This window comes from Candidatus Doolittlea endobia, from assembly GCF_900039485.1.
In the GTDB taxonomy this organism is placed as follows: Bacteria; Pseudomonadota; Gammaproteobacteria; order Enterobacterales; family Enterobacteriaceae; genus Doolittlea; species Doolittlea endobia.
This window is the reverse complement of record NZ_LN999833.1, coordinates 599,861-624,742: the sequence shown is the minus strand read 5'-3', so window position 1 is coordinate 624,742 and position 24,882 is coordinate 599,861. Positions and strand designations below refer to the sequence as shown.

18 protein-coding genes and 2 pseudogenes are annotated in these 24,882 nt (G+C 45.5%); 11 read left to right on the top strand and 9 right to left on the bottom strand.

The features are described from left to right. The first annotated feature begins 48 nt into the window (after positions 1-48). From lolC to lolE, 3 genes are read left to right on the top strand one after another with little or no spacing between them, the layout of a single operon-like run. Positions 49-1,251 (top strand): lipoprotein-releasing ABC transporter permease subunit LolC, encoded by a 1,203-nt coding sequence (gene lolC, locus A4A68_RS02255; protein ID WP_067566567.1) that lies wholly within the window; start codon positions 49-51, stop codon positions 1,249-1,251. Then, on the top strand, positions 1,244-1,933 hold the full coding sequence (lolD, locus tag A4A68_RS02250; RefSeq protein ID WP_067566102.1) for a lipoprotein-releasing ABC transporter ATP-binding protein LolD: 690 nt from the start codon (positions 1,244-1,246) through the stop codon (positions 1,931-1,933). Before lolC ends, lolD begins: the two co-directional genes overlap by 8 nt. A 2-nt stretch (positions 1,934-1,935) precedes the next feature. Then, on the top strand, positions 1,936-3,180 hold the full coding sequence (gene lolE, locus A4A68_RS02245; RefSeq protein ID WP_102135084.1) for a lipoprotein-releasing ABC transporter permease subunit LolE: 1,245 nt from the start codon (positions 1,936-1,938) through the stop codon (positions 3,178-3,180). Positions 3,181-3,272: 92 nt separating this feature from the next. Here lolE and A4A68_RS02240 read toward each other — a convergent pair whose 3' ends face one another. The 5 genes and pseudogenes from A4A68_RS02240 to dcd form a co-directional block, all read right to left on the bottom strand. Then, complete coding sequence (locus tag A4A68_RS02240; protein WP_067566099.1) at positions 3,273-3,899, bottom strand: riboflavin synthase; 627 nt, start codon at positions 3,897-3,899, stop codon at positions 3,273-3,275. A 155-nt stretch (positions 3,900-4,054) separates the two neighbouring features. Next, a pseudogene (gene lipA / locus A4A68_RS02235) lies at positions 4,055-5,022 on the bottom strand (lipoyl synthase). 84 nt (positions 5,023-5,106) lie between these two features. After that, positions 5,107-5,775 carry a lipoyl(octanoyl) transferase LipB gene (lipB, locus tag A4A68_RS02230; protein WP_067566096.1) on the bottom strand — a complete coding sequence of 223 codons (669 nt, stop codon included), beginning with the start codon at positions 5,773-5,775 and terminating at the stop codon, positions 5,107-5,109. Positions 5,776-5,786: 11 nt separating this feature from the next. Further along, complete coding sequence (ybeD, locus tag A4A68_RS02225; protein WP_067566093.1) at positions 5,787-6,050, bottom strand: DUF493 family protein YbeD; 264 nt, start codon at positions 6,048-6,050, stop codon at positions 5,787-5,789. A 451-nt stretch (positions 6,051-6,501) separates the two neighbouring features. After that, positions 6,502-7,101 (bottom strand): dCTP deaminase, encoded by a 600-nt coding sequence (gene dcd / locus A4A68_RS02220; protein ID WP_067566090.1) that lies wholly within the window; start codon positions 7,099-7,101, stop codon positions 6,502-6,504. A gap of 365 nt (positions 7,102-7,466) precedes the next feature. On the opposite strand from dcd, the gene topA reads away from it, so the two are divergent. After that, a complete protein-coding gene (gene topA / locus A4A68_RS02215; RefSeq protein WP_067566088.1) occupies positions 7,467-10,061 on the top strand; it encodes a type I DNA topoisomerase in 2,595 nt (864 codons plus the stop codon). Positions 10,062-10,150: 89 nt separating this feature from the next. Here the strand turns inward: topA and pta are convergent, their stop codons facing one another. Together pta and A4A68_RS02205 are read right to left on the bottom strand one after the other, a co-directional pair. Then, a complete protein-coding gene (pta, locus tag A4A68_RS02210) occupies positions 10,151-12,295 on the bottom strand; it encodes a phosphate acetyltransferase (RefSeq protein ID WP_067566085.1) in 2,145 nt (714 codons plus the stop codon). Between the two features lie 74 nt (positions 12,296-12,369). Beyond that, positions 12,370-13,572: an acetate kinase gene (locus A4A68_RS02205; RefSeq protein WP_067566082.1), complete on the bottom strand. Its 1,203-nt coding sequence runs from the start codon at positions 13,570-13,572 to the stop codon at positions 12,370-12,372. Between the two features lie 1,255 nt (positions 13,573-14,827). On the opposite strand from A4A68_RS02205, the gene tusA reads away from it, so the two are divergent. Next, on the top strand, positions 14,828-15,082 hold the full coding sequence (gene tusA / locus A4A68_RS02200) for a sulfurtransferase TusA (RefSeq protein ID WP_067566079.1): 255 nt from the start codon (positions 14,828-14,830) through the stop codon (positions 15,080-15,082). A 317-nt stretch (positions 15,083-15,399) separates the two neighbouring features. Then, positions 15,400-15,720 carry a DUF1820 family protein gene (locus tag A4A68_RS02195; RefSeq protein WP_067566559.1) on the top strand — a complete coding sequence of 107 codons (321 nt, stop codon included), beginning with the start codon at positions 15,400-15,402 and terminating at the stop codon, positions 15,718-15,720. Between the two features lie 248 nt (positions 15,721-15,968). Here the strand turns inward: A4A68_RS02195 and rsmD are convergent, their stop codons facing one another. Continuing rightward, positions 15,969-16,586, bottom strand: a complete 618-nt coding sequence (gene rsmD / locus A4A68_RS02190; protein WP_067566076.1) for a 16S rRNA (guanine(966)-N(2))-methyltransferase — start codon at positions 16,584-16,586, stop codon at positions 15,969-15,971. A gap of 212 nt (positions 16,587-16,798) precedes the next feature. Between rsmD and ftsY the strand changes: the two genes are divergently transcribed. From ftsY to aspS, 5 genes and pseudogenes are all read left to right on the top strand, one after another. After that, complete coding sequence (gene ftsY / locus A4A68_RS03230; protein ID WP_082800153.1) at positions 16,799-18,271, top strand: signal recognition particle-docking protein FtsY; 1,473 nt, start codon at positions 16,799-16,801, stop codon at positions 18,269-18,271. A gap of 460 nt (positions 18,272-18,731) precedes the next feature. After that, positions 18,732-18,974, top strand: coding sequence for a permease-like cell division protein FtsX (locus tag A4A68_RS03725; protein ID WP_231938053.1), 243 nt, complete (start codon positions 18,732-18,734; stop codon positions 18,972-18,974). 52 nt (positions 18,975-19,026) lie between these two features. Beyond that, complete coding sequence (locus A4A68_RS03720) at positions 19,027-19,272, top strand: hypothetical protein (RefSeq protein WP_231938052.1); 246 nt, start codon at positions 19,027-19,029, stop codon at positions 19,270-19,272. 360 nt (positions 19,273-19,632) lie between these two features. Beyond that, positions 19,633-20,487: pseudogene (gene rpoH / locus A4A68_RS02170) on the top strand (RNA polymerase sigma factor RpoH); the annotation flags it as partial. Between the two features lie 711 nt (positions 20,488-21,198). Continuing rightward, positions 21,199-22,998 (top strand): aspartate--tRNA ligase, encoded by a 1,800-nt coding sequence (aspS, locus tag A4A68_RS02165; RefSeq protein WP_067566071.1) that lies wholly within the window; start codon positions 21,199-21,201, stop codon positions 22,996-22,998. A 422-nt stretch (positions 22,999-23,420) separates the two neighbouring features. Here the strand turns inward: aspS and nuoN are convergent, their stop codons facing one another. Then, on the bottom strand, positions 23,421-24,875 hold the full coding sequence (nuoN, locus tag A4A68_RS02160) for an NADH-quinone oxidoreductase subunit NuoN (protein WP_067566068.1): 1,455 nt from the start codon (positions 24,873-24,875) through the stop codon (positions 23,421-23,423). Between the last annotated feature and the right edge of the window lie 7 nt (positions 24,876-24,882).

Genomic DNA, 24,882 nt, shown 5'->3' with positions numbered 1-24,882 from the left:
TTATCCCTGATAATTTTGCTTTCGCAACTGCGTCCAGACAAGAAATTAATGTATCAACCTATTATATTATGTATTGGCCTGCGCTATATGCGCGGTCATGTAGGGGACCGCTTCAACTGTTTTATCTCCTGGTTTTCCACCATTGGCATCACGCTTGGTGTTATGGCATTGGTGACTGTATTATCGGTGATGAACGGTTTCGAGCATAAATTAGAAAACAACATTCTCAGGTTGATGCCTCAGGTGCTATTGAGCAGCACCGATGGGCGCCTAGACCCTAAACGTATTCCAGCTTCAGTGACAAGCATGTTTACAGGCGTGATGCATGTAGCGCCGCTGATTACCAGTGATGTGATGCTACAAAGCGCGCGTAGCGTGGCGGTTGGCGTCATGCTAGGCGTAAACCAGACCGATCCAGAACCCTTGTTCCATTATCTGGTAGATGCGCGTCGGGATGACCTTTTGACCGGCAAATATCGAGTGATTCTTGGCGATGCGCTGGCTGCAGCGCTCGGTGTAAAACGCGGAGATACAGTACGACTGATGGTACCCTGCGCTAGTCAATTCACCCCGATGGGCAGGATTCCAAACTATCGGCTCTTTACTGTAGCCGGCACCTTCGCCGCCAATAGTGAAGTGGATAGTTATCAACTGCTAGTCAATCAGCAGGATGCATCGCGCTTGATGCGTTATCCTGCCGATCATATCACCGGATGGCGTTTGTGGCTACAGCATCCGCTCGCAATAGATAAATTAAGCGTCCAGTCTTTGCCATGCGGGCTGATGTGGCATGACTGGCGTGAACGTAAAGGTGAATTGTTCCAGGCCGTGCGGATGGAAAAAAACATGATGGGCCTGCTGTTAAGCCTTATCGTTGCCGTTTCGGCGTTTAACATTATCACCTCACTTGGACTGCGAGTGATGGAAAAACAGGTCGAGGTAGCAATTTTGCAAACCCAAGGACTAACCCGTCGGCATGTAATGCTGATATTTATCGTACAAGGCGCTAGCGCTGGTATTGTTGGTGCGCTATTGGGAACAGGGCTTGGGGTGCTATTGGCTAGCCAGCTAAACTGGCTAATGCCGGCACTAGGAGTGTTGCTTCACGGTACCGGGATACCGGTCGCTATTGAACCTCTTCAGGTGACAATCATTACACTATCTGCTATGCTGGTGGCGCTGCTTTCAACGATATATCCTTCCTGGCGTGCTGCCGCTGTTTATCCTGCTAAGGCTTTACGCTATGAATGAAGCTCCTTTGTTACACAGTTCTAAACTCAGCAAACATTATCAGGAAGGTAAGTTGTACACTGAAGTATTACGTAATGTCAGTTTCATGATAAAGCGTGGTTCGATGACAGCGATTGTCGGTAGTTCCGGTTCTGGTAAAAGCACCTTGTTGCACCTTCTTGGTGGTCTAGATGTACCGACCGGTGGCGAGGTGATATTTGAAGGACAGTCGATAAATAAGCTCTCATCGGCGGCGCGCGCTATGATGCGTAATCGAAAGCTAGGATTTATTTATCAATTTCATCATTTATTACCGGACTTTAGCGCGCTGGAAAATGTGGCGATGCCGCTGCTGATCGGTGGCGCTCGTTCAGCACAGGCAAAAGAAACGGCGTGGGAAATGCTAGCAGCGGTAGGCCTTCAGAAACGCGGCCATCATCGATCGGCGGAACTATCTGGCGGCGAGCGGCAGAGGGTAGCGATTGCCCGCGCGCTGGTGAATCATCCAACGCTTGTGTTGGCCGACGAACCGACTGGCAATCTGGACCAACACACTGCCAACAGTATTTTTGAACTTCTAAACGAACTAAATTTGCGTCAGGGTACTGCTTTTCTGATCGTGACCCACGATCGTCAACTGGCGCAGCGGCTGCATCGGCAGTTGGAAATGCGCGACGGCGTATTACTGGAATCCATTCAATGACAATAAAAATGCCGTTATCTTTACAGATCGCGCTTTGCTTCAGCCGCCGGCGACAGCGAGGAGGTATGGTATCGTTAATTTCAGTGATCTCCATCATTGGAATCGCCATCGGCGTGGCAGTCTTAATTATCGATCTTAGCGCCATGAACGGCTTTGAGCGCGAACTTAATAACCGTATATTGGCGGTAGTGCCGCACGGTGAAATCGAGCCTGTAGATCCACCGTTGACTAATTGGCAGAGCATGTTAAAACACATTGAACAGGTGCCGGGTATCCTCGCTGCCGCGCCTTATTTAAATTTCACCGCCCTGGTCGAACGTGACGATAAATTGCAGGCAATACAGGTCAAAGGTGTCGACCCGGCGCTGGAAATGCGGCTAAGTGCACTACCGCGCTACGTTCAAGATAATGCTTGGGTGCATTTTCAGGCTGGTCAACAGAAAATAATAGTGGGGAAAGGAGTTGCTGATAGATTAAGAGTCAAGCCCGGCGATTGGCTGACGCTAATGATCCACAACAGTAATGCTCAAATGAAATTGCTGCAGCCAAAACGTATCCGCTTGCAAGTCGGCGGAATTTTGGTCTTAAATGGTCATCTAGATCGCAGTTTTGCAATGGTGCCTTTAGCGGACGCTCAGTGCTATTTGCAGCTCGGTGAGAATGTGGGCGGTATCGCTATTAAGGTCAGCGATATTTTTATCGCTAATAAGCTAGTGCGAGATGCAGGTGAAGTTACCAACGTCTACGTTAAAATTCGCAGCTGGATTAACACTTACGGTTATATGTATCGCGACATTCAAATGATTCGCATCATTATGTATCTAGCGGTTATATTAGTAATAAGTGTCGCCTGTTTCAATATCGTTTCTACGTTAATGATAGCGGTAAAAAACAAAAGCGTCGATATCGCGATTTTACGTACTCTAGGAGCTAGAGATGGGCTGATCCGTGCTATTTTTATTTGGTACGGCCTTCTGTCTGGCTTGACCGGTACAATTTTCGGTTCGACGATCGGTATACTGATATCGTTCAATCTAACTTCGCTTGTGAAGAGAATGGAGAAAGTGCTGGGACAGCGGTTATTGTCCGGCGATATTTATTTTATCGATTTTCTACCTACCGAGTTGCACTGGATGGACGTAATCGGCGTGCTGACAACAGCACTCTTACTGAGTTTGCTGGCGAGCTTGTATCCAGCGCAGCGTGCAAACAATATTCATCCTGTTCGGATCTTAAGCGGTTTATAAAAGGAGTCTCAATTTTTAAAAGCTTACCTGTGCATGGTTGATGATCGATACAATATAAGGACTTGTTGGATTCAAAAATCATGCCATAATATTCAATTTTGATAAAGCGCTTGACGCGACGCCAATACCCGTTCCACGGTGTCGATAATAGCCTGCGTCTGTGGGTTGATTTCGATATTAACGATATCGCTTAGCCGTTTTTTACCGAGGGTAGTGCGCGTTAACGTTTCAGGGATTAAATGTACGCAAAAACGGTTTCCCAATACTTTTCCAATCGTCAGACTGACACCGTCGACGCCAATATAACCTTTATGCAAAATATATTTCATCATCGTATGTTCTTCTATGGTGAACCAAATCTGACGGCTATTTTCTGATGCGACAATTTTGCTCAGTTCAGCGGTACACATAATATGTCCGGACATTAGGTGACCACCTATTTCCGCCTGCGAGCTTGCCGCCCGCTCTACATTGACTTCATCTCCAACCGTGTGCACCCCCAAATTGGTCAGCTTAAGAGTTTCTTCCATTAAATCGAAACTGACTACGTCATCTGTGATGCTGGTTACCGTCAGACAACAACCGTTATGAGCTACTGAAGCACCAACGACTAAATCCGGCAACAGCGCTACCGGCAGGCGAATATAATGAGTGCGAAAATGCTCTTTTTCTTTAATCGCGATAATAGGCACGGCAGCTTGAATAATTCCAGTAAACATGCTTTCCTCATTTGGCTACACCAAACGTCATAATACTCATTGTATCTTATAATGATGATATATTTCAATATTGACACGACGTAATAGTGGGTGTAGTGTCGTTGTCCTGCTATCATCACTGATGATATATGACAAAATCATTTGATGATATATGATTATATATTAATTTCTATCCCGTCAGCTTGCAAATCCGCGTGGTACGATGAGCGTACAAAAGGTCCGCAGGTAGCATGGGTGAAGCGCATCGCTAACGCTTCTTGTTTCATCTCATCAAATTCTTGCGGACTAACATAACGCTTGACAGGTAAATGATGGCAGCTGGGTTGCAAATACTGACCCAGCGTCAACATGGTGACGCCATGACGGCGTAAGTCACGCATCACATCAACAATTTCGGCGTTAGTTTCCCCTAATCCAACCATTAAACCAGATTTGGTCGGCAACTGCGGATTAGCCGTTTTGAAGTTTTCCAGAAGCTTAAGCGACCCATGATAATCAGCGCCGGGACGTACTTGACGATATAAACGTGGCACGTTTTCCAAATTATGATTAAAAATATCTGGTGGCGCGGTGTTAATGATTTTCAACGCACGATCCGTACGGCCTCGGAAGTCGGGCACTAGTGTCTCGATCCGGATATTAGGATTTTTGGCGCGAATAGCACTGATACAATCGACGAAATGCTGAGCGCCGCCATCGCGTAAGTCGTCGCGATCGACAGAGGTGATCACAACATGACGCAACTTCATATCAACGATGGTTTGCGCCAGTTTCACCGGCTCATTGGCATCAGGCGTGATGGGACGGCCGTGCGCGACATCGCAGAAGGGGCAACGCCTGGTGCAGATGGTTCCTAAAATCATAAAGGTTGCAGTGCCGCGGTTAAAGCATTCCCCTAAATTAGGGCAGGAGGCCTCTTCGCATACCGAGTATAGGTCGTTTTTACGCATTGCCGTCTTAATGTTCTGAATACGGGTCGAGTCGGCTGGCAATTTGATTTTTATCCAGGATGGCTTGCGCAAAATTTCTTGGCGTTCCACAGAAATGGCTTTGATAGGAATTACAGCCATTTTATTAGCCTTACGGTGTTTAACCCCCGTTCCATCTGTATCGATTTGTTCATAATAATGCAGGTCCAATCCCACAGTTGAAAAACAGATATATTAACTTGTTAGGTGAATTTTAAGTAAATATCAGAAAATTTGAGCTACCGTTCAAGTGCATAATGCGCTGGATCCCATTTCTGAATCTCGCAAGAGGTGACCTTCATCAGACGAAGACATTCTGCAAGTAATACCGACGAGACATCGTCGATATCGATATCGGGTAAGAAATCGCTTACTTGCGTTATACGTAGACCGGTATAGCCACAGGGATTGATACACAAAAAAGGCGAGAGATCCATGGCGATGTTGAGCGCCAAACCGTGGAATGAGCAACCTTTTCGGATACGTAAACCAAGCGAGCAGATTTTACTAGCCCCAACGTAGACACCCGGCGCATCGCCTCGGGTGTAGGCGCTAATTGAAAAGCGTGCTAGGGTTGAGACGACTGTTTGTTCCAACAGGGTGACAAGACAGCGCACATCAAGCTGGCGACGACGCAGATCCAAAAGGACATACATAACTTGCTGGCCCGGACCGTGGAAAGTCACTTGACCACCGCGATCGCTTTGTACCACCGGAATAGTGCTCGGATGCAATAGATGTTCGATTTTACCGGTTTGACCTTGGGTAAAGACTTGCGGGTGCTGTACCAGCCAAATTTCATCAGCGCTAGCGGTGTTACGCGTATCTGTGAAGTAGCGCATCGCCAACAAAACTTTCTGATAAGGTTGAAGTCCAAGCTGGCGTACAACCAAGCTATCTGACACAATTACCTCCCGGATTAAAGCACCATGCGTACAATATCGATTTTAGGCAGTTCTTCATACAGTATTTCTATCTGCTCGATGTGAGTAATAGTAATAGTAATGGAAACGGAATAGTAACGCCCTTTATTGCTGGATTTAACTTGAAGGCAGTAATCGTCATGAGCGTATCGCTGCACAACTTCCGTTACCTGATCAACTAACTCCGGTTGGGCAATCCCTATCACCTTATAAGTAAAAAGGCAGGGAACTTCGAGCAATTGATTGAATGTAGTTTTCATCATGACTCCCGGTAACCAGTAACGAAAGACGCAAGCTTTCCGCTAAGAAAGGTTATTATAGAAACGCGGATACGCCCTTGAAAAGGGCGTATAATCTAACCAAAGCAACATAATTGACCATGCGGTTAAAAGTTGCCTGCTTTCACTTCACTCAGGACCACTATATTTGCTAGCTATCAACTAATAGTGCCTACCCGCTGATTGTTTATAAGAGGCGCGGCGATTTTCAGGAAGCGGACGCTCAGATTTCCAACTGAGCTTCAAAACATCAGAAAAAATTAAAATTATCAATAGAGCATCTTTATTGTTCTTTACCATATATTGAAACAATATCGGTTTTACCGACCATCGATATGCTCTGCCCCTGACTAGAGCATCCCGTCTACACGGGATGCTTAATAGCAGAATTTATGAGCGTCACTGTAGCTGTCAGTTCGGTCACCACTAAACACTACAGGTTTTTAGCGATTGACTCCTTGGCAATTCTGCTGGCTACGGCGCCTTGCTGATTGCAGTACTTGGCATCTGTACGTCGGTTATAAGGGCGGGCTGCAATACCGCTCAGTAGCTCAAAGCTCAAAGCACCTATTAGCATACCGGGTCGGAGCGCCAGAGGCAACTTACCTGAATTATAAAACTCCAACACGATTTTACCCTGCCAACCGGGATCGATCCGATGTGCGGTCACATGCACCATGAGACCAAGGCGCGCTAGGGAAGAACGTCCATCTAGCCAGCAGACCAGATCATTAGGTAGCGTAACTGATTCCAGAGTGACAGCCAGTGCTAGTTCAGCAGGATGCAGAAAAAACGCTTCACCTTCGTCCAGTTGGATTTCGTCACTCATTACTCGGTCTAGCGCAGCGGTCACTTCATTTTTTGGTCCACTGAGATCAATATACGCTGCAGTATGCCCACTAAAGACCCGGAACTGATTACCCAATCGCACATCCACCGTCGCTCCGTTAATCCTTTCCGTCGGCGGGCGCGGCACAATGTCTAATCGTCCTTCATCTAGCCAAATTTCAATATCACGATCGCACAATCTCATCGCTTGTCTTATCCTCAAAACATGTAGGTTAATCGCTGTAGCGGTAATAAGTCAGGTTTCAAATACTACACGGGGAATTATTTGAAAAATAACTGATTTTCGGGTCATAACTCATGAAGTCGATGCAAGTTAATGTAATAGTCGTTCAGCATCGGAAGTTTAATGCTCTGTCTGTGCAAGCTGCGTGTAAAATTAGATAACTTTTCCTGATAAAAAACCGACTTAGTACTCTCCTGTCCCGTTTGGAAAGTGCGATAAAAGAGGTTGATTTTTAGCGGCGCTACCACAATATGAAGAGGGTCACCCAGTCATGGTCTGGCGCTGAAGCCTTTTGATTGTAGAAGATATAACTCAGGTAAAGGTAAATGGGTCAAGCTCTCGTTATTGTTGAATCACCAGCCAAAGCCAAAACGATTAGTAAATATTTAGGAGAAGACTATGTGGTTAAGTCCAGCGCTGGCCATATCCGCGATTTGCCAATCAGCGGTTCAACAAGTCAAAAGAACACCAATGCCAGTAAAAAGAAAGCAAGTAAACTGGACCCGCAACTTGCATTAATCAATCGGATGGGTATCGATCCTTATCATGGCTGGAAAGTCCGGTATGAGATTTTACCCAATAAAGAGAAAGTAGTGACCGAGTTGAAAGCTTTGGCGGGAAAAGCTGATCGAATCTACCTCGCAACCGATCTTGACCGAGAAGGGGAGGCTATCGCTTGGCATCTACGCGAAGTAATTGGTGGTGATAATAAACGTTTCAGCCGTGTTGTGTTCAACGAAATCACCCGAAATGCCATTACCAAGGCTTTCGAGAAGCCGGGTACACTGAATATTGATCGGGTCAATGCCCAGCAGGCGCGGCGTTTCATGGATCGTATTGTTGGCTATATGGTGTCACCGTTGTTGTGGAAGAAAATTGCTCGTGGTCTATCGGCTGGACGTGTCCAATCGGTTGCGGTCCGACTTGTTGTAGAACGCGAACGGGAAATTAAAGCGTTTATTCCCGAAGAGTATTGGAAACTTCATGCCGACTTGCAAACGGAGCAGGCAACGCCGTTGCTCATGCAGATAATTTCCCAAAAGGAGAAACCTTTTAAGCCCGTGAATTACCAGCAAATTCAGGCGGCTCTAGACAAGCTTGAAAACGCGAATTATGTGGTCAGCGCTCGTAGCAATAAATCGACTAGCAGCAAGTCAGGAGCACCATTCACTACATCGACGCTACAACAGGCGGCCAGCACGAACCTAAGCTATAGCATAAAAAAAACTATGATCCTAGCGCAGCGCTTATATGAAGCTGGACATATCACATATATACGTACTGACTCCACAAGCTTGAGTCAGAGTGCGCTTAATATGGCTCGCGCTTACATCAGCGAATCTTTCGGCAGTTCCTACTTGCCGAAACAGGCTAATGACTACGCTAATAAAAATACTGCTCAAGAAACACATGAAGCTATCCGTCCTTCTGACGTTAGCGTTTTAGCGGAACAACTAAAAGACATGGCAGCTGATGCGCAGAAACTTTACCAACTCATATGGTGTCAGTTTATTGCTTGTCAAATGGCGCCTGCACAATATGCTTCTACGAAGCTTACCGTCACTACAGGTGAATTTCAGCTGCTCGCCAGTGGCCGCACCTTACGTTTTGACGGTTGGACCAAGGTCATGCCGGTGCTATGCAAAAGCGAAGAAGGCCAGGCTTTATCGGAAGTGGAAGTCGGCCAGACACTCACGCTTATCAAATTGCTGGCTAGTCAGCATTTCACTAAACCGCCTGCCCGCTACAGTGAAGCCTCGCTAGTGAAAGAGCTAGAAAAACGAGGGATTGGCCGGCCGTCAACCTATGTTTCTATTATCTCGACTATTCAGGATCGCGGTTATGTCCATGCGAAAAACCGCCGTTTGTATGCGGAAAAAATAGGGGAAATCGTTACCGATCGTCTAGAAGAAAACTTCCGCGATCTGATGAATTACGATTTTACTGCCAAGATGGAAGATACCCTCGATCAGGTGGAAACTAATCAGAAAGAGTGGAAACGGGTTCTAGATACTTTCTTCCAGAAGTTCAGTAAACAGTTGGAAAACGCCAAGAAAAATCCGGAAGACGGCGGCATGCGGCCTAATCAGATGGTGATAACTAGCATCAACTGCCCAGTTTGTGCCTGTAAGATGGGGATTCGTACTGCTAGCACAGGCGTGTTTCTCAGCTGTTCTGGCTATACGCTGCCGATGACAGAACGCTGTAAAAATACTATCAGTTTAATATCTGAAGCAGAGACCCTGAACGTGCTAGAAGGGGACGATGCAGAAACCAATGCCTTGCGCGCACGCTGTCGCTGTGGGAAATGCGGCACAGCTATGGACAGTTATATTATCGATAGTCGACATAAACTCCACGTATGCGGCAATAACCCGCTATGCGAAGGCTATGATATTGAACAGGGAGAGTTTCTCATCAAAGGCTATAATGGTCCGATCGTAGAGTGTGAAAAGTGCTGTGCCAATATGTATTTGACGTTGGGACGTTTTGGTAAATACATGGCCTGCACCAACGACAACTGCAAGAACACCCGCAAAATCCTTCGTAATGGAAATGTTGCGCCTCTAAAAGAAGATCCAGTGCCACTGCCTGAACTACTGTGTGAGAAGTCAAATGCTTATTTTGTACTGCGCGATGGGGCGGCGGGAGTATTTCTAGCCGCTAACACGTTTCCGAAATCCCGAGAAACCCGTGCGCCGTTAGTAGCTGAGTTGGTTCGTTTCCGCGATCGGCTGCCGGAAAAGCTGCGCTATTTAGCCGATGCGCCCGTTACGGATGACGAAGATAATAGCACGTCAGTGCGCTTTAGCCGTAAAACCAAACAACAATATATTGTATCAGAAAAATACGGCAAGGTCACCGGTTGGACATCTTTCCACATTAATGGCGTATGGCAGGTGATGAAAAATAAAAGCTAACGTTCCAAAATTAACCTGTCGGTTAGTTTTGCCCCTTATTTTTGGTAATGCACAATAATCAAATTTGTGCGTTTTTAATGTTTCAACCCTTAATCAACTTTCGCCTGATTCGATTGAATAGCAGTCAAGGCGATGGTATGGACGATATCATCTACCAGTGCACCGCGAGAGAGATCATTGACCGATTTTCGCATCCCCTGCAGCATCGGACCGATAGAAATCAGATTTGCTGAGCGCTGTACAGCTTTATAAGTCGTATTACCGGTATTCAGATCCGGGAAAATAAACACTGTTGCCTTACCAGCCACGGGAGAGTTAGGCGCTTTTGATAACGCAACATCAGCCATAATAGCAGCATCATACTGTAGCGGGCCGTCAATGACTAGATCCGGACGTTTTTTCTGCGCCAGCCGGGTGGCGTCGCGCACCTTTTCAACGTCGCTGCCGGCGCCGGAGTTGCCCGTGGAGTAGGAAATCATCGCCACGCGCGGTTCGATACCAAAGGCAGTAGCGGAATCAGCCGATTGGATAGCGATCTCAGCTAATTGTTCTGAGGTTGGATCTGGATTGATGGCGCAATCGCCGTACACCAAGACCTGTTCAGGTAGCAGCATAAAGAACACCGACGATACGAGAGAACTGCCAGGGGCAGTTTTGATAAGTTGCAGCGGTGGGCGGATGGTGTTTGCAGTGGTATGTACCGCACCTGACACTAGTCCGTCCACTTCGTCTTGTTCCAGCATGAGTGTGCCTAGCACTACATTGTCTTCCAGCTGTTCACGGGCTACCATTTCGCTCATACCTTTGCTTTTTCGTAGTTCAACCAGACGGGCAACATATTTCTCGCGCGCTATTTCCGGATCGATAATTTCAATACCATCACCGAGCGTCACGCCTTGTGTCACGGCAACGCGTTGAATTGCATCAGGGTTTCCCAGCAAGACACAGTGAGCAATGCCACGTTCGGCACAAATAGATGCCGCTTTTACGATGCGCGGCTCTTCGCCTTCCGGCAGGATGATGTGTTTACCCGCCTGGCGTGCTCGTTCGATCAACTGATAACGGAACGCCGACGGTGACAGACGGCGCGGACGTTCAAAGTTTGCGGACAGCGATTCGATCCAAGCATTATCAATATGTTCAGCAACATAATTTCGCAGTTTTTCCACTCGGCCGTGGTCATCAGCCGGCACCTCCAGGCTGGAGCTTTTCAGGAGGAGAGAGGTCTGCCAAGTGTTTGTCTGCACGGTAAACATCGGTAAGCCTGTCTGGAAGGCAGGTTTACACAGTTGCTGAATGCGCGGATCGATATCATAGCCACCGGTCAGCAATACCGCTCCAATTTCTACGCCGTTCATCGCGGAGAGACAGGCAGCGACCAATACATCGGGACGGTCAGCGGAGGTGACTAACAGTGCTCCTGGACGAAAGTGTTCTAGCATATTTGGTAGACTGTGCGCACAAAATGTAACGGATTTCACGCGACGGGTTTGAATTTCTCCTTCGTGAATAATCGTCGCATCTAGATGGCTCGCCATATCGATGGCGCGCGTAGCGATAAGATCGACATTCCAGGGAATACAGCCCAGCACTGGCAGTGGGCTATTTTTAAATAGCAGGCTTGGATCAGTATTGGCGCGTGCCTTGCTAGAAGCATCGAAAATTTCAGACAAATCTGGGCAGGTGTAACCTTGTTCATCTACTGGTGCATTTAATTTGTTGATAATGACGCCGATGATATTTTTATTTTTTCTACCACCAAAGCTTGAACGCACCAGTTCGATATGTTCTTTAAGCTGATTCGGCAAATCTTGTCCCAACGCCAGCACAAAGACAATTTCGGCGTTGAGCGTTCGGGCGATTTCGTAATTAAGCGCAGTGGCGAACTGATGTTTGTGTGTGGGAATTAAGCCTTCCACTAGCACCACGTTTGCTTCTTGTGTATTGCTATGATAGCGGGCTATGATTTCTTCCATCAGTACATCTTGCTGGCTGGAACCGAGTAGTGATTCAGCATAGTTCATGGACAGCGGTTCAGAGAAAGAAATGCTAGAATTAGCGCGGATAATAAGAACGGTGGCGTCGAGGGCGTTTTTACCGGAACGGGGCTGCGCGATAGGTTTAAACACGCTCAGGCTTATGCCCTTTTGTTCCATGGCTCGAATAACGCCGAGACTGACGCTGGTCAGACCGACACTTGTGCCGGTAGGAATCAACATGATTGTACGGGACATGAATAAACCTCTTTTAACGGTTGCTCGTTAAACGAAAACAGCTCCGCTGGAAAAGCCAGCAAGGAAGATAAGAACTATGCTGTCAGACGAGCAGCGTCCTGTGCGATAACTAGTTCCTCGTTGGTTGGAATGACGATGGCAGGGTGGCTATCGTCGGTGGTAATCACCCCGCCATGTCCGAAACGGGCGGCCAGATTGCGTTCATGATCCACTTCAAAGTCCAACAGAGCAAGTTTTTTCAATGATAGCTCGCGCACTATCGCAGCGTTTTCACCGATACCTCCGGTAAAAATCACCGCGTCTAGCCGGCCCTCCATTAATGCGCTATAGGATCCGATATATTTAGCAAGACGGTGACAATACACATTCATAGCACGACGGGCGTCTGATTTTTCGCGATAATTACTCTCGATATAGCGGCAATCGCTGGTCACGCCAGTCAGACCTAGCAGGCCGGACTCTTTGTTTAATAACGTATTGATTTGAGCGACAGACATGCCTAGGGCATCATGCAAATAAAAAACGATGGCCGGATCGATATCGCCACTGCGTGTGCCCATAACCAAGCCTTCCAATGGCGTCAAACCCATAGAGGTATCCACGCATCGACCATTACAAATAGCGGAAACAGAGCTTCCATTTCCTAAATGACAGGTAATAACGTTCAGCTGCTCAATTGGTTTAGCAAGCAGCTTGGCCGCTTCACGGCTGACATAATAATGGCTAGTGCCGTGTGCACCGTAGCGGCGGATAGCATGATCCTGATAAAAATAATATGGGAGGGCATAAAGATATGATTCTTCTGGCATTGTCTGGTGGAAAGCAGTATCAAAAACCGCTACATTCTTTTGTGTTAACGATGGAAATGCTTTTAAAGCTTCACGGATGCCGATAAGATGAGCAGGATTATGCAGAGGCGCGAATGGAATGGAATCCTCAATACCTTTTACCACATTGTCATCGATAATGATGGATTGGGTAAAGCGCTCACCACCATGCACGATGCGGTGTCCAATGGCTGTTAATTGGGCTGACAATTTCGGTTTTTGTATCAAAATAGTATTAACGATAAAACGCAGCGCTTCACTTTGCGCACTACTAGCACCTAACGTTGCTTCTTGCTTGACGCCGTCCATTTCCCATTTGATACGCGCTTCCGGCAGATTGAGGCACTCGGCGAGACCGGAGATATGCTCTTTACCGTTAGCGGCATCGATAATAGCGAATTTTAAAGATGAACTGCCACAGTTTAGAACCAGTACTAACTTACTCGACATAGAAGTACCCGCTTGTTAAAGGTGGTTAATAATTCGTCAATCAGAGTTTAATCTTAATGCATTCCGTTAGCGATATTTATGATTAACATCATAGATGAGATGATTTCTCGGTTATGATGTTGATAATGCGCTCACGTGGCTCTAAAACGTTATCTTAAGTGGTTTTACATTTTGCTTTTATAGTCGACTCAAAACAGTCAGTAGCATATCTTTGGAGATTGTCGTCACAAGTTAAAGACAGGCGAATTTTAACCTAAATTACAAAAATCGTATCTGAATATTTGGCTAGTAATACGTGTGACTCTCTCGGAATCAACAAAGATGCAACTACGAAGCAATGGAGGCGTCATCCTGACGCGCCGACTGCATTGAGGTTTAACACGTGATGATTTTTGTGTGCAATCCGTGCTGGATCAATAAGATTATTTCAACGTCAACGTCTGAGGGTACTTATCGCAGAGTCTAGGTTTGTAGTTAATTATTCGCCAACAAAGTAACCTGAAGGTAGATTGCACCTAACGCAACCGTTGATAGGCCTTTCTCCCGTTGCGATGATAGGCATGCAACAATACATTGCTTTATTCGTGATAAATTGCAAATGTGGATTTGCAGATATGTGAATCGCTTTCCAGTCATTACAACAGCGCTTTAGCCCTGGAGAAATATGAATATTATTTGTCTGCAATGTATCATTTATCGGTTTGATGTTATTTCCCATCGCACCCCTTCGTCGAAAGGGTGATGATCAGTAGAGACGACAAACAAGGATGGCATCAAAGTGACGTCCATTGGTTATTTCTGCGCTTTAAAATGCATTGGCTGATTGAATTAATACTAAAAATATAACATTTCCCGCTGCAAGCTACGCTTTAAAGCGTAGGAACATTGCTAGCATATAGATAGAGAGGATAAATTAACTCAGACGGCGCAATCCGAGATTACATTGGTAGATGTTTAAGTAGCATACTGGTGTTGCAAGACTTATAACCACTATTGTGCGTAATACTTTTTGTCCATCGACTCAACAGAGAAATCATTTAATTTACTGTCTCTCTTGCAGTCATTGACTGAAGCAAATTAAAACCTTGTCGTCACAAGATGATTGATATTACGAATCATCTAGTATCATATCAGCATATGGTGTGAGCTACTTTCTATTTGCTTTGCCTAAAAAAGAACAACCAATGCCTATTTTTAACGTGTGACTATAGCTCTTAGTAATCCGACTCTTTAAACAATTAACGTGGAATTCTGTATGCATGATGCTTTTGTCGTCGCAGATCAAACCTTAGACGCTCGTAGCCTGCGCTGCCCTGAACCAATTATGATACTGCGTAAAACCGTACGCTATATGGAAGATGGTCAAACATTGCTAATTATTGCCGACGATCCGTCTACTATCCGCGATATTCCTGACTTCTGTTGGTTCATGGAACATACTTTATTGGTGCAGGCTACGGAACAGTTACCTTACCGTTATTTGTTGCGTAAAGGGCGAACGGTGGCATAATTTCGTCCTGTCGCAATGTGCAACAAAAAGTTGAAGAATATTACCAACGTCATAACAGAAAAAATGCCGACAACGTAAAATAGTCGTTCATTAATAACGTTAACAACATGCTGCCATCCAGCGTTTTCAACAAGCCAGTTGATCTCGGCAATGAAATCCACAATGCCGGCAGTCTCGTACCGTTACTGACGGAATTTACATGTCCTAATGTTAACATTTCGGTCGAAGCAGATGCGCGTTGCCAACCTTCATGCTATGTTAGCGCCACTTTTTTCCTGCGCAGTTCATGCGTAAACATTGCGGGAGACAGCAGATTTATGAGTAGCGGGCAGCCTATTTATCGCATTCAATTTATTAATAATGGTAAAAATTATCAGCTATTTGTACGTGAATTAAGTCAAAGTCCAGTATTCGGATTTATTGAAATTGGCAATTTTGTATTCAACAGTCACAGTAATTTAGTAGTCGATCCTTCTGAAGAAAAGCTAAAGACGGAGTTCAGCGGCGTCAGCCGAAGTTACATCCCACTACAAGCTGTCATACGCATTGACGTCGTAACTGAAAATGGCAGCGCCTGCATTTCCGATTTAGGCGATAACGTTATGATATTTCCTTATTTGCCTGGCAAAAAACCCTGATAGTAGTCCTTATACCCGCCGCTAGGCCTATTGCTACGCAGGCGAGAACGCAGGGCGGTTCAACGGTTACGTCAGAGAGGTGTTAATCTGCTGCGTTTTCTACCAGGCGATTTAAATATGCCGAAAAGGAAACACCGCGTTTGATGGTTAGTATGGCTTTCAGCAGCCTGAAAGATACAACGTATGTATCATTACCATAATAAATTAGATCAATATAGAAAAATATTTCAGCAATTACATGACTGTTATCAGGTTAAATAACAACGAATATTATCTTTCTTGTCTGGCGTGATTTGACGGATATAGAGCTGATAGGCAACTTGACCAGCAATTTTTTCCCGATGTAACTTCCAATAGGCCGGCACTCTGGTAGCGGAGTTTTCTATTTCGGTTTCAATATAAATCCAGGCGCCGTCAGCCAAATGTCGGTATTGCTCTAAAGCTATCACCGTAGATATTATCATCCCGTGACGAAAAGGGGGATCGATGAAAACGATATCGAAAACAGCGTTTGATTTCGTAAGCCAAAGTAAACTATCGGTAGTAATGACCTCAGCCTGCTGCGCTTGTAACACTAGTAGATTACGGGAAAGCTGCGTGCTGACAGCACGATTCTGTTCCAAGAGTGTAACGCTGGCAGCGGCACGCGAGAGTGCCTCAAGACCTAAAGCACCGCTGCCTGAAAAACAATCCAAGCAGCGCGCGCCCTGTATGACCGGCGCAAGCCAATTGAATAACGTTTCCCGCACGCGGTCTGTCGTCGGCCGCAAGCTCGGATTGTCTAGTACTGGTAGCTTACGGCCTCGCCATCGGCCTCCTATAATACGGATGTGGCCGGCTAAACGAGCTATATTATTGTGTATCATAGATAGATCTTAACGAGTCCAAACGCACAAAACTACAACGAAAGTACATTCTAGCGAGCAAAGGGAGATTGGAAACAGTATTTTATATTTGCTTTATTATTTGAAACAAAACTTCACTGTAGCACATGTTGTCCGTCCTAGTACAGCGGTTCACTTTGTATATTGCTGAACAGATTATTTATTACTTTTTTGAACGAGGAGTGTAGTCGTAAATGGCAAAAGATAGTTTCTTTTCCTTGGTAAGATTTTATCATCAGAGCGATGACGCAGGCAGCGAGCTACAAACCGCACAGAAGACCGACGACTTTAGTGTAATAAGAGGTAAAACTGACACTTCAAAGCCTGTACTTCAGGCGCGCGTGGAAAGACCGAATGCGAATCATTCATCGGCTTTTCCTGTATCAGCGAAAAATTTCACCGCTTCTCCGAAGTTAACACCGTCTTCACAAATGAAAAATCCCATCTCTAACAGGATTCCGAAAAGTGATGAGCCCCCATTATCCGTAGACGCTAAGGTACACAAAGCGAATCGTATAATAACGAAAGTCGCTTTTTCTCTTACTGCAAAAGTCACGTCGTCGCAGGATAACGTCTCTGATAGTAAACGTAGGTCAAAAACCAGCAGCGCTTCTGCTTTGGTCCAGCTCGGGCACAACGGCGGCATGCCATTTCAGAAAAACATCGGGGCTCCTGTAACGTCTGAAGAGAATGCAGACGCGGCGGCGGGAAGCTTTCAGAGCAACAAAGAAGACAAAAAACTGCAAGCCTTTGAGCGTGCAGGACTCTTTACCAAATTAAAAAATAGTCTTGTCAAGACACGACAGAATCTGGGATCTAGATTGATCCGATTATTCTGCGGAAAGAAAATTGATGATGATCTATTCGAGAAATTAGAGGAGCAACTGCTGATGGCCGATGTAGGTGTGAAAACTACTCGAAAAATAATAGATAGTTTAATTGACCACGCCGATCTCCGCCATTTTCAAGACGCTGAAGCGTTGTATAATCAATTGCGTAAGGAAATGGCAACTATTCTTATCAATGTAGAAAGGCAGATAAAAATGACGGGCGAAGCGCCTTTTGTTATCTTGATGGTTGGCGTTAACGGCGTAGGAAAAACCACTACTATCGGTAAACTCGCGCATCGTTATCAGATTGAAGGGAAAAGCGTTATGCTGGCAGCGGGAGATACGTTCCGCGTGGCAGCGGTCGAACAATTGCAAGTGTGGGGTGAGCGTAACCATATTTCAGTGATAGCACAACAGACTGGTGCCGATTCTGCTTCAGTCATTTTCGACGCTATCCAAGCGGCAAAAGCGCGCGGCATTGACGTGCTGATTGCGGATACCGCCGGGCGACTGCAGAACAAAGCCCATTTAATAGATGAATTAAAGAAAATTGTTAAAGTAATAAAAAAGTTGGACGTTGATGCTCCTCATGAAACTATGTTGACCCTAGATGCCAGCACCGGGCAGAATGCCGTTAATCAGGTTAACTTATTCAATGATGCGATAGGACTGACTGGTATTACCCTGACCAAATTAGACGGCACCGCTAAGGGTGGAGTAATTTTCCCCATAGCAAATCACTTTGGCATCCCAATTCGATTTATAGGTGTTGGAGAGACGATTGAAGATTTGCAGCCCTTTAAAGCCGACGATTTTATAAAAGCGCTTTTTGCATGAGAGGATGATGCAAGGATGCTCCCTTCTAATATAGTCCATCAAACAAGGAGCAATAACACATCAACTTCACCAGAAATTAGCTCAATAAACCGTGACTAAGTCGACGGGTACTCTAATGCTATACGCTCTCTGAGAGCATATCACATCTATTTAGCGAGCCTAAATTACCATATCTTAAAGTTCAATTATGTCATCATTCATGATGAAGAAATTTAGCTATCCTAATTTAGTGAATAAGTAGGTAAAACCGCCGCGAGAACAAACGGCCAAATAGGCGAAAGCGACAAATGAGTTCATGGTAATACACGGAGGTTGGAAGCAACAGTGGCACTGTGCCTAAATAGATACGTTGGCATGTATCACTATCCGCTGATTACGCCGTTTTGACTATCATGGTAATTGTACTTCGTTTACGTTACTCGGTTTATCTTATCTAGTATGGGAAAATACTAGATAGGCGTTGCAACAGTGGTATCCAACGTTCCAGCTGACTGTGTATTTTGATAAAGCGTTAGATGACAATGCTACTCTAAAAATGATAGATGTGCTCAAACAAGAATACGGGACTGACAAGGGCCACTATCTTTATCGTAAAGAGACGATAGGCGAGTTTCGAAACTGGTCTGGCTTTGATGGTGCTATGGATATGCTAGAAGATAATCCATTACCTGCGGTTGCTATTATTAAGCCAAAGGTCAATTGACAGAAAATCAACACACTTAAGATACTGCGACCTTGTCGCTGTAGCTCGGGGTGTGAGGCACGAATGTAGTTGGTTTACCCGTCTGGCGATGCTGATTGCTTTGATCAGTAAAGTATCTGCCATGATAGAAATTCTGATCATTATTGCGGTGTTTCTGATTATTAGTCAGAGTATATGTCTGAACATTTGCGGCCGACGCAACATTATTAACATGATAAAATCAATTGGCGTTACCGATAAATTCATTCTGCTGGTGTTTACCAGCAAGGCGGCGTTTTTGGGATGGCTAGCGCGATGATGTCACTTATCTTGATCAGCGCGCTAGTTTGGCAATTTGAATCGGTGGTAGAGAACGTAGCAGTGGTATTTGGCATCACATTCGTGCTGCATTGTCTCAGTTGGAATGTAACCATCCTGTTACTACTGATTTCGATTATAACCTGGTGGTTTGCGGCATGCCCAACAATAATACAATATTTACACCGATTTACACCTGACTAACATTTTTTTGATATGATGTTGGGATGGGGTATCGTAGTTGCTAAACTCCCGGACTAGATAGCGATCATGTTATCAATTGCTAATGGCAAGAGATCGCACTCTGATTCGAGCCATGCTCTTGGACGGCGGCTAAGTTTCTAACGAGAGGTCATGCATGATGATCAAAGATATGCAAGTTTTAGCCTATGTTCCACAGGGTAGCTTAGAAGCCTATATCAGAGCCTCCAATGCCTATCAGATGCTCACGGCAGAGGAAGAACAAGCACTTGCTGAACGGCTGCATTATCAGGGTGATCTAGAAGCAGCTAAACAGCTGATTCTGTCCCATTTGCGTTTTGTTATTCACATTGCGCATCACTATTCCGGTTACGGCCTGCCGCAGGCTGACCTGATTCAAGAAGGCAACATCGGTTTGATGAAGGCCGTCCGTCGCTTTAATCCTGAAGTAGGTGTGCGACTGGTGTCGTTTGCAGTTCACTGGATTAAGGCGGAAATACACGAATACGTGCTGCGTAACTGGCGTATCGTAAAAGTGGCGACTACTAAAGCGCAGCGCAAACTATTTTTCAATCTGCGCAAAACCAAGCAGCGCTTGGGTTGGTTTAACCAAGATGAAGTGGAAATGGTAGCCAAGGAGCTTGGTGTGACCAGCAATGATGTCCGTGAAATGGAGTCCCGCATGGCTGCACAGGACATGACATTTGATCCGATGCCCGAAGACGACGCTCGTGAAGGACAACCGATGGCGATAATTCTTTATTTACAGGATAAGTCGTCTGATTTTGCTGACAGCATTGAAGAGGATAACTGGGACGATCACGCTGCCGACAAGTTGAATGCGGCGCTAAACAGTCTCGATAAGCGCAGTCAAGATATCATTCGTGCGCGCTGGCTGGATGAAGATAACAAAAGTACGTTACAAGAACTGGCCGATCGATACGGCGTTTCCGCAGAGCGGGTGCGACAGCTTGAAAAAAACGCTATGAGAACAATGCGCCTGTCAATCGAGGCGTTAAAGGTAGTCCCTCGACCTACCGCCGCGTCTCATAGACTTCATTGCTCTATGCAGCAATAGCTTATTCAGTTTGATACCGAGCATAAAACAGAAGTTTTGTTGACTAAACGCATGTCCTCTACAGCTCATTACGATAGGTCAAAGGCAAAATCTTTGCCAGATTAAGCGGATCCCGGAAATTGAAACCATCACCCTGTCTATCGTCAGGAGACTTTAATCTTTTCCAGTGTAAAGTGCTTTCAGGATCCAAATAAAGCATTTGTGATTTTACAGGGTAGCACGAAAGAAATACAGTGCGCAATTACGCGCACTTTGTTAAGGTTTAATGCCTCAATAGCGAAAATAAAGTTGGAATGCATGTGTAGGATTGAGCTTACAATGCCGCATAGCCATGCTATCAAACACCATCGTCTTCGCTGCACAATAAAGCCAAATAGCATCAATCTTTGCACAATGTATTTTTAAATACGAAAATTTAAGTCAAGATAATCGATTCCTATCTTTAAGTCTAATTCGGTTGGCGTGCTTGTAATGCAGATCGACTTATGGTGTAGCTAAATCTCTATAATATAGAGCACTTTTAAAACTTCCGTCTGTGTAGGATACTAACCGACCAGTAATGCCGGCACAGCCGTCAATTAATAAATAACAGCTCGTTTTGAGTCAGGACTTCACTCGGTAACGGACTGCATTTTTAAGGACATCTTAATGCGTACTGTATATTGCGGACATCTGAACCAGTCCTATATTGGCCAGGAAGTAACATTATGTGGTTGGGTTAACCGCCGTCGAGATCTTGGCGATCTGATTTTCATCGACATGCGCGATCGGGAAGGCCTAGTGCAAGTATTTTTTGATCCAGCTCTTCAGGATACCTTTGTGCGTGCTGCCGAACTGCGTAATGAATTCTGCCTGCAGTTGACCGGTATTGTGCGTGCCCGCCCTGACAGCCAAGTTAATAACGACATGGCGACCGGCGCCGTTGAAGTTTTAGCTACCGCACTTTCCATCATTAATCGTTCTGAACCTTTACGTCTCGATAGCAAGCAGAATAACACCGAAGAGCAACGGCTCAGATTCCGTTACCTTGATTTGCGTCGACCAGTTATGGTGCAACGTCTCAAAACACGGGCACGTATCTCCAGTTTTGTTCGTAACTTCATGGATTCAGAAGGTTTTCTCGATATCGAAACACCGATGCTGATCAAGGCTACACCGGAGGGTGCACGTTACTATCTAGTTCCCAGCCGGATACATAAAGGTAAATTCTACGCTTTGCCGCAGTCGCCGCAACTATTTAAACAATTACTTATGATATCTGGGTTCGATCGCTACTACCAGATTGTAAAATGTTTTCGCGATGAAGACTTACGCGCCGATCGTCAACCTGAGTTCACTCAGATAGACGTTGAAACCTCTTTTATGACTGCAACCCAAGTACGAGAGGTAATGGAGCGGCTTATTCGCGATTTATGGCGTGAGATTGCCGGCTTTGATCTGGGCACTTTCCCTCAAATAACCTATGCTGATGCTATGCGCCGTTTCGGTTCAGACAAGCCGGATTTACGTAATCCAATGGAATTAGTAGACGTAAAAGATTTGATCAAGGACGTAGATTTGGAGATATTTTCAATTCCTGGTAACAACAGCCAGAGTCGCGTTGCGGCATTGCGCGTACCTGCTGGTGCGCAATTGAGTCGCAAACAGATTGACGAATATACTAAATATAGTGAAATGTATGGCGCTAAAGAGCTACCATGGATGAAGATCAACCAGCGTACCGCCGGAGCAGCAGGGGTGAAAGGCCCAATAGCGAAATTTCTTGGGCCACGAGTGATTGAACAGATCCTGATGCGTACTGATGCCGCTGATGGAGATATGATTTTCTTCAGCGCGGATCGCAAAAACGTTGTCACTAATGTACTAGGGGCATTACGTCTAAAACTGGGCCTAGATTTGCAACTTACGGTTACCGACCGCTGGGCGCCGTTATGGGTCGTCGACTTTCCGATGTTCGAAGAGGACGGGGAAGGCGGTTTGTCCGCCATGCATCATCCGTTCACTGCACCCAAGGATATCGATGCTCACACGCTTGCCACATCGCCAACGTCGGCGGTAGCCAATGCTTATGACATGGTGATTAACGGTTGTGAGGTCGGCGGTGGCTCGGTACGTATCCACTGTAGCGACATGCAGGAAACGGTGTTTAGTATTTTAGGTATTAACGAACAAGAACAGAAAGAGAAATTCGGTTTTTTACTCGATGCGTTAAAATACGGCACGCCGCCGCATGCTGGTTTGGCCTTTGGCCTCGACCGGTTGGTAATGCTGCTGACTGGTACCGATAATATCCGTGATGTTATTGCGTTCCCGAAAACTACTACAGCTTCAGACCTGATGACCGAAGCGCCTAGTTTCAGCAATGCCGACACACTCTCCGATCTGTCGATTACGGTTATCGGTAAAGATCGGGAAACCACTGAAAGTGGCGCCTATAATATCCTATAAACACCCGCTTTCAGCAGCGCTAGCGTTATCTCTATTTCTGCCAACATAGCAGATGGGTTCCAGCAGGAAGAGTGAGCACAAAACCCCAGTATCAGCGTGCCCAACGCGCCGAGTATATCAGACGAAGGTGTTCATATCAAATGACCTGATCGTAAACCATTTACTTGTCATAAGTCAATCAAGCTATGCTTGGAATAGACCAGCTAATTCAAAGAAGTTTGATTTGCTTTGCAAAAAAAATAAGCAAAATAACGTCTTCCTTCACGCCATTTTTATGGCGTCCAGTATTGAGCACCTTTGTAATCTGCTATGCCTATCAGGCAAGGCGTGTATTATTAGTGAAGTATTCTAAGAGAGCGTTATATTGTCTTCATGTTTTGATATTTGATCAAAGATATCTAACTAAAGCAAACTTTGTTGAATTAGAAAACAGGTTTCGATAATTGCACCAGAGTAATGAGCGGCTGCGGATACAAACCAAGTAGCAACACCAAAATCGAGAAGATCAGTAGTACTCCCCCGCCGGCAGTCAGTATCCAGTTGGGGGGCGTATCTCGGCGTAGATTTTCCGTCGGAGATAAGTATAGACTAATTATGATACGCAGGTAGTAAAACAGACCGATGGCGCTACCAACAATGACTGTGCCGGTTAACCAGCTCAAGTGGTTATTTATGCACAATGCAATGACATAGCACTTTCCAATAAACCCAATGGTCATAGGAATTCCCGCTAACGACAAAATCATCACAGTCAATATAAATGACAGCAACGGTTTATGCCAAAACAGACCTCGGTAAGAATGCAAAGAATCCTTATCCTCGCCGGTATAAGGGCTAGACATCAGACTAACGACGCCGAACGCCCCAAGACTGGCGAAAAGATATCCTACCAAATAAATTCCGACAGTTTCCAACGCTAATGTTTGGTCCTGAACCGTAATTATCCCTATCAGTAAATAGCCAAAATGAGCGATGGAGGAATAACCCAGTACTCGTTTAATGTTATTTTGATTCAGAGCCATTAGGTTGCCGAATAGTATAGAGGCGCAGGCGATAATCGTTAACACCAGCTGAACTGTATCACTACATGTTACAGGTACATATAAAAATAAACGCATAACGACCGCGAAAACCGCTATTTTACTAGCGGTGCTTAAAAAAGTTGACACCGGTGCTGGCGCGCCTTGATAAACATCCGGCGTCCACAAATGGAAAGGAACCAGCGACAGCTTGAAACAAAAACCGACCATCATCATCCCTAAACCAGCTAGTAACAGCGGCCGCGACAGCGTAGTGTCATGAAACGTCCCGAGGGAATAGAAAGACAACTGTCCGGTTTGAGCGTACACCATCGCCATACCAAACAGCAAAAAAGATGATGCTGCCGTGGACAGAAGCGTGTATTTGATGCTAGCTTCTAGCGAATGCTTTTGGCGCAACGCATAGCCAATCATGCCAAACATCGGAAGCGAAATTAGTTCAATGCCCAGGAACAACGCCGCTAGATGATTGGCGCTGACTAGGAAAATGCCACCCATCGCGGCAAGCAGAACTAGCAGATAAAACTCGTCTCGGTTGCCTGGATATTCCGCTAGCCAAGCGTAAGCTAATATGCTGGTCGCAAAACTGGCCACTAACACCAGACCGATATAGAATATAGAAAATCTATCGATGCGTACCAGGGGTGTTACATCTATCGGGCTATGTTGCATTACAAAACACAGCGATAGCAGCGCTAGATTAAGCCCGATAATCATCAGGGTAGCGCTCATAAAGTGGTTACGTTTCCACGCAATGCACAACATTACGGCTACTACCATTAATCCGACTATTAACAGAGGTAATAGTGCAATCAGTTGTTGAAAAGTTATTCTCACAGAGAAT

Bases quoted from the DNA above. Each gene is read 5' to 3' on its own strand.
- topA (WP_067566088.1), top strand. From the start codon at position 7,467: ATGGGTCAAGCTCTCGTTATTGTTGAATCACCAGCCAAAGCCAAAACG.
- lolC (WP_067566567.1), top strand. From the start codon at position 49: ATGTATCAACCTATTATATTATGTATTGGCCTGCGCTATATGCGCGGT.
- A4A68_RS02205 (WP_067566082.1), bottom strand. From the start codon at position 13,572: ATGTCGAGTAAGTTAGTACTGGTTCTAAACTGTGGCAGTTCATCTTTA.
- ybeD (WP_067566093.1), bottom strand. From the start codon at position 6,050: ATGAAAACTACATTCAATCAATTGCTCGAAGTTCCCTGCCTTTTTACT.
- A4A68_RS02195 (WP_067566559.1), top strand. From the start codon at position 15,400: ATGAGTAGCGGGCAGCCTATTTATCGCATTCAATTTATTAATAATGGT.
- pta (WP_067566085.1), bottom strand. From the start codon at position 12,295: ATGTCCCGTACAATCATGTTGATTCCTACCGGCACAAGTGTCGGTCTG.
- lolD (WP_067566102.1), top strand. From the start codon at position 1,244: ATGAATGAAGCTCCTTTGTTACACAGTTCTAAACTCAGCAAACATTAT.
- dcd (WP_067566090.1), bottom strand. From the start codon at position 7,101: ATGAGATTGTGCGATCGTGATATTGAAATTTGGCTAGATGAAGGACGA.
- A4A68_RS02240 (WP_067566099.1), bottom strand. From the start codon at position 3,899: ATGTTTACTGGAATTATTCAAGCTGCCGTGCCTATTATCGCGATTAAA.
- tusA (WP_067566079.1), top strand. From the start codon at position 14,828: ATGCATGATGCTTTTGTCGTCGCAGATCAAACCTTAGACGCTCGTAGC.
- aspS (WP_067566071.1), top strand. From the start codon at position 21,199: ATGCGTACTGTATATTGCGGACATCTGAACCAGTCCTATATTGGCCAG.
- rsmD (WP_067566076.1), bottom strand. From the start codon at position 16,586: ATGATACACAATAATATAGCTCGTTTAGCCGGCCACATCCGTATTATA.
- ftsY (WP_082800153.1), top strand. From the start codon at position 16,799: ATGGCAAAAGATAGTTTCTTTTCCTTGGTAAGATTTTATCATCAGAGC.